The organism is Streptomyces malaysiense, from assembly GCF_000980885.2.
GTDB classification, from domain to species: domain Bacteria; phylum Actinomycetota; class Actinomycetes; order Streptomycetales; family Streptomycetaceae; genus Streptomyces; species Streptomyces malaysiense.
In genome coordinates this window covers 1-13,800 of record NZ_LBDA02000120.1, presented here as the reverse complement: position 1 = coordinate 13,800, position 13,800 = coordinate 1, and the positions used below count along the sequence as shown (strand labels likewise).

Sequence of the window (13,800 nt, the reverse complement as noted above, 5' to 3'; positions counted from 1 at the left end):
GGAGATCGACCTGGACGCCTCCGCGGTGCTCTTCGCCGAGAAGCAGCCGGTCGACGTGGTCTTCTTCCGGCACCTGGTGAGCGACGACGGATCGGTGCGCCACACCGGCGACAACCTGGTGGGCGGCGTCGGCCAGGGCGGCGACGACGAGGCGATCCTGGTGGACCTCCAGCGCGTCCCGGTCCACATCGACCAGATCGTCTTCACCGTGAACTCCTTCACGGGCCAGACCTTCCAGGAGGTGGAGAACGCGTTCTGCCGTCTGGTGGACGAGTCCAACGGGCAGGAACTCGCCCGGTACACGCTGGCCGGGGGCGGCGAGTACACCGCCCAGATCATGGCCAAGGTGCACCGGGTGGGCTCGGGCTGGACGATGACCGCCCTCGGCACCGCCGCCAACGGACGCACCTTCCAGGACCTGATGCCGACGATCCTGCCGCACCTGTAGCGGCGGATCCGGCCGGGCGGGGCCGCACGGCGACACGACACGGGGGCGGCCGAGCTGGTGCGGGGACAGAACCACCCGCTGTCCCAGGTCCGGCCGGAGATCCGGATCTCGGCCGGGGTCCCGGTCCTCGCCGGGGCCGCCCCCGGCGTGTCGCCCACCCCGGCGCCCCCACGCTTCCCGGTGTCGAGGCACCGGGAAGGCCGCCGCCGAACACCGCCTGGCCGTGGACCGGTCGGCCGTACCCGAGGCCGTCCACCGGGTCGCTGTCTTCCTCGCCCTGCCCGTCGGGACCACGGGGCCGCTCCGGTTCGGCGCCGTACCCGCCCCGCGCACCACCGTGCACGGCCCTGCCGGCACCGAGATCGCCCGCTACGCCGTCACCGGGCTGGACACCGAGGCGGCGGTGGTCGTCCTGGAGCTGTACCGCAGACAGGGCGCCCGGAAGATCCGCGCGACGGGTCAGGGCGCGACCTGGCGCGGATGGCGGTGCGGGTCGGCGCGGCCGGGTCCCTTCCGGACGGCGTGGACACCACTCGGCAGCTGTTGATCGTCAGCGACTTCCCGCACGGCTTCGACGACCGGGCCATCACACGGCTGCGCCACCCGATGGACGACGGCCCGGCCGCCGGCGTGCACCTTCTGCTGGTGGCGGACCGTGCGGACGCCGCCGCCGGCCCTCTGTCGGACCCGCTGTGGCGTTCGCCGACGCGCCTCACCCCGGTCCCCGACTACCACGTCGCCAGCCCCTGGGTGGGCCATGCCTGGACCTATGAGCCGGCGCTCGTACCGGTCGGCAGCCGGATCGTGGAACAGGTGCTCGGCGAGGTCGCCGCCGCACGGATCAAGTTGAAGTAAAGCCGCTTTGAGCTGCTACTTTGAACTTTTCTTTGCCTTTCACTTTACCAATGCTTGGTGATTGGGGTACGGTTCTTCGAGCGGAGGGGAGTACTCCCTGACTGCGGCGCACCCGTCAGTACGGACCGGATTCCGGCCCCGGGGCGTCGGCCCCCGCGCGGGTGGAAGAGACCTCCGGCAGTGACAACGCATCTGTGCGTGCCATCTCGAAATGCCGGAGGTTCTCGTGGAAGTCTCGATGACCCTGTGGGTCCTGACCGTCGTGGGCCTGGCCGCCCTGATCGGGATCGACTTCCTCGTCGGGCGCAAGCCCCACGAGGTGTCGGTCAAAGAGGCGGGCGTCTGGACCCTCGTCTGGATCGCCCTCGCCGGCCTCTTCGGCCTCGGCCTCCTCCTCTTCGGTGGCGGGCAGCCGGCCGGCGAGTTCTTCGCGGGCTACATCACCGAGAAGTCGCTGAGCGTCGACAACCTCTTCATCTTCGTCCTGATCATGGCGAAGTTCGCGGTTCCCGCGCTCTACCAGCAGCGCGTCCTTCTCGTCGGCGTCCTGATAGCCCTGGTACTGCGAGCGGTGTTCATCGCCGCCGGAGCCGCGATCGTCACCAGCTTCTCCTGGGTGTTCTACCTCTTCGGCGCATTCCTGATATGGACCGCCTGGAAGCTCGTCCAGGAGGCCCGCGCCGACGACGAGGGTGAGGAGGAGTTCGAGGAGAACCGGCTGCTGAAGGCCGCGGAGCGCAGGTTCGGCGTGGCCGACCGGTACCACGGCACCAAGCTGTGGATCCGGCGGAACGGCAAGCGGATCATGACCCCGATGCTGGTCGTGATGCTCGCCATCGGCACCACCGACATCCTGTTCGCCCTGGACTCGATCCCCGCGATCTTCGGCCTGACCCAGGACCCGTACATCGTCTTCACCGCCAACGCCTTCGCGCTGATGGGCCTGCGCCAGCTGTACTTCGTCCTCGGCGGCCTGCTGGAGAAGCTGGTCCACCTCTCGTACGGCCTGTCGGTCATCCTCGGCTTCATCGGTGTGAAGCTGGTGCTGCACGCGCTGCACGAGTCGGGCGTCCCGGTGCCCGAGATCAGCACCCCGGTCTCGCTCGGAGTGATCTGCGTGGTCCTGGTCGTCACCACGGTCACCAGCCTCATGGCCTCCCGGAAGCAAGCGGCCGGCGCGGCGGCCACCGGCACCGCGGGCGCCGGGAAGAAGGAGACCGTGGACGTCTGACCGCACGGCCCGCACGGCTCACGAGGGCAGCCGCCCACGGAGGGTCCTCCGCCCGCGGAGGACCCTCCGTCGCACGCGATCGGCCACGCGGGGGCCCGGCCCGAGCCGGCGCCGGACGCCGCCGGGAAGGGCGGAAGCATCCGGAACGGGCGGAATGCGAACCATGTGGCTCTCTGCGACGATCGCGGCATGATCACTTGGCTGCGTTGGCTCGCCCGGCGATGGACGATCCCCGTGCCGGTGCTCGCGGTCGTCCTGCTGATCCTCACCTGGCACCGGGCCGTGCCCGGCCCGGTCATCGCCCTGGTGACGGTGGTCCTCGCCGGGGCCGTCCTCGCGGCGGTGCACCACGCCGAGGTGATCGCCCACCGCATCGGCGAACCCTTCGGCTCCCTGGTCCTGGCCGTCGCCGTCACCGTCATCGAGGTGGCGCTGATCGTCACGCTGATGGCCGACGGCGGCGACAAGAGCTCCACCCTGGCCAGGGACACCGTCTTCGCCGCCGTGATGATCACCTGCAACGGCATCGTCGGCATCTGCCTGCTCGTCGCCTCGCTGCGGCACGGCACCGCCGTCTTCAACCCCGAGGGCTCCGGCGCCGCGCTCGCGACGGTCGCCACCCTGGCCACGCTGAGCCTGGTGCTCCCGACCTTCACCACCAGCAAGCCGGGACCGCAGTTCTCCTCGCTCCAGCTGACCTTCGCCGCGCTGTCCTCACTGATCCTCTACGGCCTGTTCGTGACCACCCAGACCGTGCGGCACCGGGACTACTTCCTGCCCATCACCCGGCAGGGACAGGTCATCAGCAGCGAGGACCACGCGAGCCCCCCGTCCAGGCGCACCGCCCTGATCAGCCTCGGCATGCTCGGACTGGCACTGATCGGCGTCGTCGGCCTGGCCAAGGGCGTGTCACCCGCCATCGAGGCGGGAGTGACGGCGGCGGGCCTGCGCCAGGCCGTCGTCGGTGTGATCATCGCGCTGCTCGTGCTGCTCCCGGAGACCATCGCCGCGTTGCGCGCCGCGCGCCGGGACCGCGTGCAGACCAGCCTCAACCTCGCGCTCGGCTCGGCGATGGCCAGTATCGGACTGACCGTCCCCGCCGTGGCGCTGGCCTCCCTCTGGCTGTCGGGACCACTCGTCCTCGGCCTCGATCCCGTCCACATGCTGCTGCTCGCGCTGACAGTGGTGGTCGCCTCCCTCACCGTGGTGCCGGGCCGGGCGACCCCCCTGCAGGGCGGTGTCCATCTGGTGCTGTTCGCGGCCTACCTGGAGCTGGCGGTCAACCCCTGACCGAACCCGCCACCGGCTCCACCGCCGGCACCGGCGCGGGGTTCGTCTCCGGCAGCAGCGCGAAGCAGGCCATGCTGAGCAGCGCCATGCCGGCCAGGTAGCCGCCCACGCCCCAGGGAACGCGCCCGCCGCCCCGCGCGAGCGCCGTGGCCACCACCGGGGTGAGCGCGCCACCGAGCACCCCGCCGAGGTTGTAGCCCACCGCGGCGCCCGTGCAGCGCACCCGGGCTTCGAACAGCTCCGGCAGATAGGCGGAGACCACCGAGAACACGGTGACGAAGGCGAGCAGCGCGCCCAGCATCCCGAGGAACATCAGCAGCGGCTCGCCGCTCGCCAGCAGCGAGACCATGGGCAGCATCCACAGCGCGCAGGCGGCGCATCCGGTCACGCACATCGGCCGGCGCCCGTACCGGTCGCCGAGCAGCGCCGCGGCGGGGATGAGCGGGGCCTGCACGAGGACCGCCGCCATGACACAGGTCAGCATGACGCTCCGGCTCACGTCGAGCCGCTCCGTCGCGTACGACAGCGACCAGGTCGTCACCGCGTAGAACACCGCGTACCCGGCCGCCAGCGCCCCCGCGGCCAGCAGCACCAGCCGGCCGTGGTGCCGTACGACCTCCATGAAGGGCACGCGCGCGTGGTCGTCGATCTCCAGGAACCGGGGGCTCTCGGCGAGCGACGAACGCAGCCACAGCCCCGCCAGAGCGGGCACGGCGGCCGCCCAGAACGGCAGCCGCCAGCCCCACTCGGTGAACTGCGCGTCGGAGAGCCCGGTGGACAGCGCCAGCATCGCCCCGTTGGCGAGCACGAAGCCGATCGCGGGCCCCAGCTGCGGAATGCTCGACCACAGGGCGCGCCGGCCGGCGGGCGCGTGCTCGACGGTCAGCAGTACGGCCCCGCCCCACTCGCCGCCGAGCCCGAGCCCCTGCAGGAACCGCAGCATCAGGAGCAGCACGGGCGCGGCCACGCCGATCGTGGCGTAGGAGGGCACACAGCCCACCGCGATCGTCGAGGCGCTGGTGAGCAGCAGCGAGGCCATCAGCACCGGCCGCCGTCCGCGCCGGTCCCCGAGGTGCCCGAACAGCACCGAGCCCAGGGGCCTGGCCACGAATCCCACGCCGAACGTCGCGAACGCCGCCAGCGTCCCGGTGGCCGGCGAGAAGGAGGGGAAGAACAGCGGCCCCAGGACCAGCGCGGCCGCGGTCCCGTAGGCGTAGAAGTCGTAGAACTCGACCGCGGTGCCGGCGAGGGAGGCGGCGGCCAGACGCGGCAGAGAGGCTGTCGTGACAGCGCGTACGTCGTACATGGTGCGTCAACTACCCACTGTGATCAGGGGTTACGGGGGCGTACAGGGGTGACCGCGTGGCCGAAGCGCGCGCCCGGGGCGAGTGGGGCACGGGGCCGGAGCGCACGCCGGAGCCGTGATAGACCGGGGGCGAGCGGCGGTCGCGGACGCACCGCCCTGAACGACCGGAGGAACCGTGCCCCGCACCCTGGCCAACGCCCCGATCATGATCCTCAACGGGCCCAACCTGAACCTGCTGGGCCGGCGCCAGCCCGAGATCTACGGCAGGGAGACCCTCGCCGACGTCGAGGCGCTGTGCGCCCGGGCGGCGGCCTCGCACGGCGGCACGATCGACTTCCGGCAGTCCAACCACGAGGGCGAACTGGTCGACTGGATCCACCAGGCACGCCGGGACCACTGCGGCATCGTCATCAACCCCGCTGCCTACTCCCACACTTCGGTGGCGATCCTGGACGCGCTGAACACCTGCGACGGCATGCCCGTCATCGAGGTGCACATCTCCAACATCCACCAGCGCGAGACGTTCCGGCACCACTCGTACGTCTCCCTGCGCGCCGACGGCGTGATCGCGGGCTGCGGCGTGCAGGGCTACGCGTTCGGCGTCGAGCGGGTCGCGGCACTCCTGGGCGCGACGCGGGCCGACGCGTAGCCCCGCCGTCCCGGAGAAGGCCCCCTGCGGTCCTACAGGCGACCCGGCCCGCCTCGACGATCCGCCGCAGGAAGCGCCGGGTGCGTTCCCGCTGCGGGTCCTCGAAAACCTGCTCGGCGGTGCCGTGTTCGAGGACGACCCCGACGTCCAGGAAGCACACCTGGTCGGCGGCGTCCCGCGCGAAGCCCATCTCACGGGTGGCCAGCACCATGGTCATGCCCTCGTCCTTCAGCCCCCGGACCACCTCCAGCACCTCGCCCACCAGTTCGGGGTCGAGCGCGGCCGTGATCTCGTCCAGCAGCAACGGCCGGGGTCGCACGGCGAGGGCCCGTACGATCGCCACCCGCTGCTGCCGGCCGCCGCTGAGCCGGTCCGGACAGGCGCGTCCGCCCTGCCGGCCTGCCCGAGGCGCTCCAGCAGTTCCCCGGCCCGCTCCTCGGCCTCGGCGCGGGAGACGCCGTGCACCCGGCGCGGGGCGAGCGTGATGTTGTCCAGCGCGGTCATGTGCGGGAAGAGGTCGTACGCCTGGAAGTACATGGGCCCTGGCCCCGGGCCGCCGGCCCAGGGCAGGGTGGGCAGACCGGCGGCCCTGCCGCTCGGGAGCCGTCATCCCGGGCGGGGGCTGCGACCAGTTGACCGCGTGTCGACGGTTCGGGGGAGCGTGCGCGTGCGCCGGGTGTGTGCGAAACGTTCACACGGGGCGCGCGGGCCGGTATTTACGCCGGGCGCTCGCGCCGGTCGTACGCCATCCCCCTACGGGCGGCCGGGGTTACCACCCGCGCGCGTGCCACTCCGGCAGACGCGGGCGCTCGGCGCCGAGCGTGGTGTCGTCGCCGTGGCCCGGATAGACCCAGGTCTCGTCCGGCAGCACGTCGAAGATCTTCGTCTCCACGTCGTGGATCAGGCTGGCGAACGCCTTCGGGTCCTTGCGCGTGTTGCCGACACCGCCCGGGAAGAGGCAGTCGCCGGTGAAGACGTGCGGATGGCCGTGCGGGTCGTCGTAGACCAGCGCGATCGAGCCCGGCGTGTGCCCGACGAGGTGGCGGGCGGTGAGCTCCACCTGTCCCACCCGGATGACGTCGCCGTCGTCCACCAGCACGTCGGTGGCCACCGGGATGCCGGGCGCGTCCTCGCGGCCGGCGTGCGTGCGCGCGCCCGTCGCGGCCACGACCTCGGAGAGCGCCTGCCAGTGGTCGCCGTGCTGGTGGGTGGTGACGACGGATGCGATGCCGTCGTCACCGATCATCCCCAGGAGCGTCCGCGGCTCGTTCGCGGCGTCGATCAGGAGCTGCTCGTCGGTGGCCCGGCAGCGCAGCAGATAGGCGTTGTTGTCCATCGGCCCGACCGCGATCTTCGTGATCATCAGGTCCTTGAGCTCATGCACATCCGCCGGCCCGCCGACCCTGACCTCGCCCGTGTACGTCATGGTGATCAGCCTATGCCGTTCGCGCCGGGAGCGGCGTCTCTGCGGCACACGCGGTCCGGACCGCGGACGGTCCCCCGAACGACGCCGATGTCCGCGAGTGCCGAGGCGCCGCCGCCCTCCCGGGCGAGCATCCGCCGGGCGAGTTCCCGCGCCCGGCTCCACCCGGCGTCGTCGAACAGGGCCGCTGTGTCCCACCGGCCCGGGGGACGGGTCGCGGGGCGAAACGCGGCACCAGGACTTCCCGCGTCCTGATCGTCACATGCCCGTGAGCCGGCGCGCCCTCTTCGGCCGGCGGCCTCGGTCGGCGGCCTTCGTCCGGAGCCGCCGACCGCTCCGCCGTGCGGTGCTCGGAACCTAGAGCGGCGGCAGCTTCGGCAGGGTCCCGCCGTCCGCCGCCAGGGCGGAGCCGTCGCGGCGGCCGGCCAGCCAGCCGACCAGGTCGGCCGCGGTACCCGTGACGGTGACCTCGGGCCTGTCCGCGGGCCGTCCCGTGGTCCACGCGTGCGTACCGTCCGTGACACGGGTCGCGGGGACGTCGGCGGCGCCGGAGAAGCGCCTGGTCAGGAAGTCGGCCTCCCGCTCCAGGAACTCGGCCGGGAGGTCCTCCAGTTCGTACCCGGTCCCGAGGTCCACATGGTGCAGCTCCACCTCGGCCCACCGGCGGAACGGCACCCGGGCCGCGTCGTCGGTGACCCCGTTGCGCAGCTCCACTGTGCGCGTCCAGTCCGCGGGCGCGTCTCCCGCGGCCCGGAACCGCTCCGCCGTCTCGCGCAGGTCGGCGAGCTGGGTCTCCAGGGGGCGTCCGGCCCCGTCGGCGATGTCGCCGTCCCGCGCCTCGGCGCTCGCGTACATGGGGCGGCCCTCCAGGACGTTCACGAGCGCGTCCGCGTTGCGGGCGAGGTGGGCGAGGACATGGCCGCGGCTCCAGCCGGGAAGCCGTGACGGCTCGGCGAGTGAGGCGTTGTCCAGTCGCGCGACCGCGTCGAGAAGCCGCTCGGTCGCTTCACGTACACATGCCAGGTCATGAGCGTGATCAATCATGGGCCCGACCCTAGCCCCGCCACTCGTTCGGGTGAAGCTGGTGAAGCTCGTCCGTAATTCGAATGCGCGTGCTATATGGTCGGAGGCGGCGTCGGGCATGCTGGAAGGCCGGGGGTTGTTATGCAACCGAGCAATCCGACCGGCGTTGTCAGTGGCTCCCCCTAGTGTGAAGAGCACGGGGGGCTCCGCCCCTGTCACTCCCCCCAAGAAAGGTGCGGACCGGCGTGGCCGACCGTCTCATCGTCCGTGGAGCGCGCGAGCACAACCTGAAGAACGTCTCGCTCGACCTGCCTCGTGACTCGCTCATCGTCTTCACGGGCCTGTCCGGGTCGGGCAAGTCGTCCCTGGCCTTCGACACGATCTTCGCCGAGGGCCAGCGGCGCTACGTGGAGTCGCTTTCCTCGTACGCACGGCAGTTCCTCGGGCAGATGGACAAGCCGGACGTCGACTTCATCGAGGGCCTGTCCCCGGCGGTCTCCATCGACCAGAAGTCCACCTCGCGCAACCCCCGCTCGACCGTCGGTACCATCACCGAGGTCTACGACTACCTGCGTCTGCTCTTCGCGCGCATCGGCAAGCCGCACTGCCCCGAGTGCGGCCGTCCGATCTCGCGCCAGTCGCCGCAGGCCATCGTGGACAAGGTCCTGGAACTGCCGGAGGGGAGCCGCTTCCAGGTGCTCTCGCCGCTGGTGCGCGAGCGCAAGGGCGAGTTCGTCGATCTCTTCTCCGACCTCCAGACCAAGGGCTACTCCCGCGCGCGCGTGGACGGCGAGACCGTCCAGCTGTCCGAACCGCCGGCCCTGAAGAAGCAGGAGAAGCACACCATCGAGGTGGTCGTGGACCGCCTCACGGTGAAGGACTCCGCCAAGCGCCGGCTCACCGACTCCGTGGAGACCGCGCTCGGCCTGTCCGGCGGCATGGTCGTGCTCGACTTCGTGGACCTCCCCGAGGACGACCCCGAGCGCGAGCGCATGTACTCGGAGCACCTGTACTGCCCGTACGACGACCTGTCCTTCGAGGAGCTGGAGCCCCGTTCCTTCTCCTTCAACTCGCCCTTCGGCGCGTGCCCCGAGTGCACCGGCATCGGCACCCGCATGGAGGTCGACCCCGAGCTGATCGTCCCGGACCCCGACAAGTCCCTGGACGAGGGCGCCGTCCACCCCTGGTCGCACGGACACACCAAGGACTACTTCGGCAGGCTGATCGGCGCCCTAGCGGACGCGCTCGGCTTCCGTACGGACATCCCCTTCGCGGGCCTGCCGCAGCGCGCCAAAAAGGCCCTGCTGCACGGCCACAAGACCCAGATCGAGGTGCGCTACCGCAACCGGTACGGCCGCGAGCGGGTCTACACCACGCCCTTCGAGGGCGCGGTGCCCTTCGTCAAGCGCCGGCACAGCGAGGCCGAGAGCGACGCCAGCCGGGAGCGCTTCGAGGGCTACATGCGCGAGGTCCCCTGCCCCTCCTGCGAGGGCACCCGTCTCAAGCCGATCGTCCTCGCCGTCAGCGTCATGGGTAAGTCGATCGCCGAGGTCTCGGCGATGTCCATCAGCGACTGCGCGGAGTTCCTGGGCGAGCTGAAGCTGAGCGCCCGCGACAAGAAGATCGCCGAACGCGTCCTGAAGGAGGTCAACGAGCGGCTGCGCTTCCTGGTCGACGTCGGCCTGGACTACCTCTCGCTCAACCGCGCCGCCGGCACCCTCTCGGGCGGCGAGGCCCAGCGCATCCGCCTGGCCACCCAGATCGGCTCCGGCCTGGTCGGTGTGCTGTACGTGCTGGACGAGCCCTCCATCGGACTGCACCAGCGCGACAACCACCGGCTGATCGAGACCCTGGTCCGGCTGCGCGACATGGGCAACACGCTCATCGTCGTGGAGCACGACGAGGACACCATCAAGGTCGCCGACTGGGTGGTGGACATCGGCCCCGGCGCCGGTGAGCACGGCGGCAAGGTGGTGCACAGCGGTTCCCTGAAGGAACTGCTCGCCAACACCGAGTCGCAGACCGGCGCCTACCTCTCGGGCCGCAAGGCCATCCCGCTCCCGGAGATCCGGCGCCCCCGCGACTCCTCGCGGCAGCTCACCGTGCACGGCGCTCGCGAGAACAACCTCCAGGACATCGACGTGTCCTTCCCGTTGGGCGTGTTCACGGCGGTCACGGGCGTCTCGGGGTCCGGCAAGTCCACCCTGGTCAACGACATCCTGTACACCCACCTGGCGCGCGAGCTGAACGGCGCGCGCACCGTCCCCGGCCGGCACACCCGCGTGGCGGGCGACGACCTGGTGGACAAGGTCGTCCATGTCGACCAGTCGCCGATCGGCCGCACCCCGCGGTCCAACCCGGCGACCTACACCGGCGTCTTCGACCACGTCCGCCGGCTGTTCGCCGAGACCACCGAGGCCAAGGTCCGCGGCTACCAGCCCGGCCGCTTCTCCTTCAACGTCAAGGGCGGCCGCTGCGAGAACTGCGCGGGCGACGGCACCATCAAGATCGAGATGAACTTCCTCCCGGACGTGTACGTCCCGTGCGAGGTCTGCCACGGCGCCCGGTACAACCGGGAGACCCTGGAGGTCCACTACAAGGGCAAGTCCATCGCCGAGGTGCTGAACATGCCGATCGAGGAGGCCATGCACTTCTTCGAGGCGGTCCCGGCGATCTCGCGCCACCTGAAGACGCTGCACGACGTCGGCCTCGGCTACGTCCGTCTCGGCCAGTCCGCCACCACGCTCTCCGGCGGCGAGGCCCAGCGCGTCAAACTCGCCAGCGAACTCCAGAAGCGCTCCACCGGACGCACGGTCTACGTGCTGGACGAGCCCACCACCGGTCTGCACTTCGAGGACATCAGCAAGCTGCTGAAGGTGCTCGGCGGCCTGGTCGACAAGGGCAACACGGTCATCGTCATCGAGCACAACCTCGATGTGATCAAGACCGCCGACTGGCTCGTGGACATGGGCCCGGAGGGCGGCGCCGGCGGTGGCCTGGTGGTCGCCGAGGGCACGCCCGAGGAGGTCGCCGGGGTCCCGGCCAGCCACACCGGCAAGTTCCTGCGCGAGATCCTCGGCGCCGACCGGATCAGCGACGCGGAGCCCGTCAGGGCGCCGCGCGCCACCCGGAAGACGGCCGCGGCCAGGACGCCGGCGAAGAAGGCGGTGACGGCCAAGGCCGACGACACCGCGACCAAGAAGGCCGCCGCGGCCACGAAGAAGACAGCCGTGGCGAAGAGGACCGCGACGAAGACGGCGGCCGCGACGAAGAAGGCGACGCCCGCGAAGAGGACGACGCGGGCGAGCAAAGCCTGACATCGGGTCAGAAAAGCGGCGCCCCGCGGGAACTCTCCGCGGGGCGCCGTTCGTTCCACCATCAGCCGCATGAACCGGCGGCGGCTCCTTGACAAGAGCAGACGGAAAGCGGACGGCTCACACATCGCCCAGCTCATCCGCGTAAGGCGGCTCCGCCCCCGCCCGTGAACAGGTGAGCGCCGCCGCACGCGCCGCGAAGCGCAGCAACCGCGCCCAGCCCTCCGTCCCGAGGGCGGCCAGCGCCTCCCGCGACAGCGCGTCCATGGCGGACAGGCCGTGCAGCAACGCCGCGTTCACCGTGTCTCCGGCGCCGATGGTGTCCACGACGTCGACCTTCTCGCCGGGCACGGAGCACTCCCCGCCGTCCCGGGTGTACACGGTCAGGCCCTCCCCGCCCCGGGTCACCACCACGGCCGCCGGCCCCTCGGCCAGCCACTCGCGCGGCGTCCCGCCCAGCCACGCCGCGTCCTCCGCGGACACCTTCAGCAGCGTCACCGAGGGCAGCCAGCCCGCGAAGCGCGCCCGGTAGGCGTCCGCGTCCGGGATCAGTCCCGCCCGGATGTTCGGGTCGAGCGCGGTGAACAGCCCCTGCGCGGCCGCCCCGCGCATCAGTTCCTCATAGGCGCTCGCCCCCGGTTCCAGGACGAGCGACAGGGTGCCGAAGGACACCGCGCGGGTGTCCGAGGGGAGCACGGCGGGGGCGGTGAAGAGACGGTCGGCGGTGCCGTCCACGTAGAAGGAGTACGACGCAGAGCCGCCGCCGTCGACCGTGGCCACCGCGAGGGTCGTCGGCTCCGGGCCCCGCTGTACGCCCGACACCTCGACCCCGGCCCGCCGCAGCCCGTCGAGCAGGGCCTCCCCGTAGGCGTCGTACGACGTCCGGGAGCAGAAGGCGGTGGGGGAGCCGAGCCGCCCGAGGGCCAGGGCGGTGTTGTACGGGCCGCCGCCGGGCGCCGGTTTCAGGGCCGCGAGGGCGCCGGGGCCCTGCGGTACCAGGTCGATCAGTGCCTCACCGGCGACGACGATCACGAGGCGGTTCCCTTCTCGGACGGGGGCTCGGGCGGGATCTTCGGTAGGGCGGAGGACGCGGTGCGCTCGGCCGCCTCGGACGGCGTGGCTTCCTCCGGGCAACCGCAGGACGTGCGGTGGACGAACGCGCAGGGCAGCCGTACGGTCCGGGACGGCCGGCCCGGTTCGGCCAGGCGATCGAGCAGCAGGCGCACGGCCCGGGTGCCCAGTTCCCTGCTGGGCTGGGCGATGGCGGTGAGCCGGGGCGAGAAGAGGTCGGCCCAGGGGAAGTCGTCGAAACAGCACACGGCGATGTCGCGTGGCACGGACAGGCCGTGCCGGCGAAGGACGCGCAGCGCACCGAGGGTCATCGCGTTGTTGGCGGTGACGAGCGCGGTGGGCGGATCGGAGAGAGCGAGCAGGGTGGCGGTGGCCCGCTCGGCACCCGCGGACTCGGAGCTGCCGGACAACAGGAGCCGGTCGTCGTGCGCCAGGCCCGCGGCGGCGAGGCCGTCCAGATAGCCGGTGACGCGCTCACGGGTCGTGCTGAGCCCCGGTAGGCCCGCGATCAGGCCGATCCGGCGGTGCCCCAGCCCGGCGAGGTGGGCGACGAGACGGGCGGTCGGTTCGGCGCTCTCCGCGCAGACCTGATCGAAGAACGGGGCGCCCGTGGCCGCGGCGGCAGCCGCCCCGTCGCCGGATCCGGGCGGGTCGATCAGACGGTCCAGGAACACGGTCGGTACGGCATGGCGGCTGAGGTAGTCGACCAGCTCGTCCGGCCGCGCGGACGGGGCGACGATCAATCCGTCCACCCGCCGCTCGTGCAGGAGCCGCGCGACCTCGCGCTCGTGGAGAGGGTCGTCGTGCGGATCGGCCAGGAGCAGCCCGTAGCCGGCCTCCAGCGCCGCCGTCTCGACGCCCTGGAGGATCGCGGTGAAGTACGGGTTGCTGATCGCCGACACCGCGAGCCCGATGGAGCGGGTGCGCGCGGTCACCAAGGAGCGGGCCAGGGTGTTCGGGGTGTAGCCGAGGGCGTCCACGGCGTCCAGGACGGCCCGACGGGTGCCGGGCGAGACGGGGCGGGTGCCGTTGAGGACGTGGGAGACGGTCGCCACGGAGACTCCGGCGCTCCGCGCGACGTCCGCCATGGTGGCCATCGAAACCCCTCCTCGCCGCGCGCGGTGCGGGCGCCTTCCGGCCGGGAACGTACCCCATCGGGTGACCCCGCGTAAACGCTTGCGCAAGCGTTT

At 71.7% G+C, this 13,800-nt stretch carries 10 protein-coding genes and 3 pseudogenes; 7 read left to right on the top strand and 6 right to left on the bottom strand.

Annotation, left to right across the window (positions count from 1 at the left end; all coding sequences use genetic code 11):
* The 5 genes and pseudogenes from VT52_RS33850 to VT52_RS33830 all read left to right on the top strand — a co-directional run.
* On the top strand, window positions 1–448 hold a 448-nt coding region (locus VT52_RS33850), incomplete at its 5' end, for a TerD family protein (protein ID WP_071387750.1).
* 6 nt (window positions 449–454) lie between these two features.
* Window positions 455–914, top strand: a pseudogene (locus VT52_RS39845) (TerD family protein); the annotation flags it as partial.
* 2 nt (window positions 915–916) lie between these two features.
* A pseudogene (locus tag VT52_RS39840) lies at window positions 917–1,303 on the top strand (hypothetical protein); the annotation flags it as partial.
* A 226-nt stretch (window positions 1,304–1,529) separates the two neighbouring features.
* Window positions 1,530–2,534: a TerC family protein gene (locus tag VT52_RS33835; RefSeq protein WP_046427176.1), complete on the top strand. Its 1,005-nt coding sequence runs from the start codon at window positions 1,530–1,532 to the stop codon at window positions 2,532–2,534.
* A 189-nt stretch (window positions 2,535–2,723) separates the two neighbouring features.
* Window positions 2,724–3,824, top strand: a complete 1,101-nt coding sequence (locus tag VT52_RS33830; RefSeq protein ID WP_046427174.1) for a calcium:cation antiporter — start codon at window positions 2,724–2,726, stop codon at window positions 3,822–3,824.
* On the opposite strand, the gene VT52_RS33825 is transcribed toward VT52_RS33830, so the two are convergent.
* A complete protein-coding gene (locus tag VT52_RS33825; protein ID WP_206306680.1) occupies window positions 3,814–5,130 on the bottom strand; it encodes an MFS transporter in 1,317 nt (438 codons plus the stop codon). The two genes, VT52_RS33830 and VT52_RS33825, sit on opposite strands and share 11 nt — an antisense overlap.
* A gap of 175 nt (window positions 5,131–5,305) precedes the next feature.
* Between VT52_RS33825 and aroQ the strand changes: the two genes are divergently transcribed.
* Window positions 5,306–5,779: a type II 3-dehydroquinate dehydratase gene (gene aroQ / locus VT52_RS33820; RefSeq protein ID WP_046427172.1), complete on the top strand. Its 474-nt coding sequence runs from the start codon at window positions 5,306–5,308 to the stop codon at window positions 5,777–5,779.
* A gap of 40 nt (window positions 5,780–5,819) precedes the next feature.
* On the opposite strand, the pseudogene VT52_RS39475 reads toward aroQ, so the two are convergent.
* From VT52_RS39475 to VT52_RS33805, 3 genes and pseudogenes are all read right to left on the bottom strand, one after another.
* Window positions 5,820–6,310 (bottom strand): annotated as a pseudogene (locus VT52_RS39475) (amino acid ABC transporter ATP-binding protein); the annotation flags it as partial.
* A 238-nt stretch (window positions 6,311–6,548) separates the two neighbouring features.
* The gene (locus tag VT52_RS33810) at window positions 6,549–7,205 is read right to left on the bottom strand and encodes an MBL fold metallo-hydrolase (protein WP_046427170.1); all 657 of its coding nucleotides are present in this window, start codon (window positions 7,203–7,205) and stop codon (window positions 6,549–6,551) included.
* A gap of 354 nt (window positions 7,206–7,559) precedes the next feature.
* Window positions 7,560–8,246, bottom strand: a complete 687-nt coding sequence (locus VT52_RS33805) for a maleylpyruvate isomerase family mycothiol-dependent enzyme (RefSeq protein WP_046427166.1) — start codon at window positions 8,244–8,246, stop codon at window positions 7,560–7,562.
* Between the two features lie 224 nt (window positions 8,247–8,470).
* On the opposite strand from VT52_RS33805, the gene uvrA reads away from it, so the two are divergent.
* Entirely contained in the window at window positions 8,471–11,542 is a 3,072-nt protein-coding gene (gene uvrA / locus VT52_RS33800; protein ID WP_046427164.1) for an excinuclease ABC subunit UvrA, read from the top strand.
* Between the two features lie 117 nt (window positions 11,543–11,659).
* Here the strand turns inward: uvrA and VT52_RS33795 are convergent, their stop codons facing one another.
* Window positions 11,660–12,571, bottom strand: a complete 912-nt coding sequence (locus VT52_RS33795; RefSeq protein WP_046427162.1) for a carbohydrate kinase family protein — start codon at window positions 12,569–12,571, stop codon at window positions 11,660–11,662.
* Window positions 12,568–13,707 carry a LacI family DNA-binding transcriptional regulator gene (locus VT52_RS33790; RefSeq protein WP_046427160.1) on the bottom strand — a complete coding sequence of 380 codons (1,140 nt, stop codon included), beginning with the start codon at window positions 13,705–13,707 and terminating at the stop codon, window positions 12,568–12,570. The genes VT52_RS33795 and VT52_RS33790 overlap by 4 nt, the downstream gene beginning before the upstream one ends.
* Window positions 13,708–13,800 lie beyond the last annotated feature (93 nt).

Excerpts from the sequence above, each read along its gene's own strand:
- VT52_RS33810 (WP_046427170.1), bottom strand. The coding sequence starts at position 7,205 with ATGACGTACACGGGCGAGGTCAGGGTCGGCGGGCCGGCGGATGTGCAT.
- VT52_RS33805 (WP_046427166.1), bottom strand. The coding sequence starts at position 8,246 with ATGATTGATCACGCTCATGACCTGGCATGTGTACGTGAAGCGACCGAG.
- VT52_RS33830 (WP_046427174.1), top strand. The coding sequence starts at position 2,724 with ATGATCACTTGGCTGCGTTGGCTCGCCCGGCGATGGACGATCCCCGTG.
- VT52_RS33825 (WP_206306680.1), bottom strand. The coding sequence starts at position 5,130 with ATGTACGACGTACGCGCTGTCACGACAGCCTCTCTGCCGCGTCTGGCC.
- VT52_RS33790 (WP_046427160.1), bottom strand. The coding sequence starts at position 13,707 with ATGGCCACCATGGCGGACGTCGCGCGGAGCGCCGGAGTCTCCGTGGCG.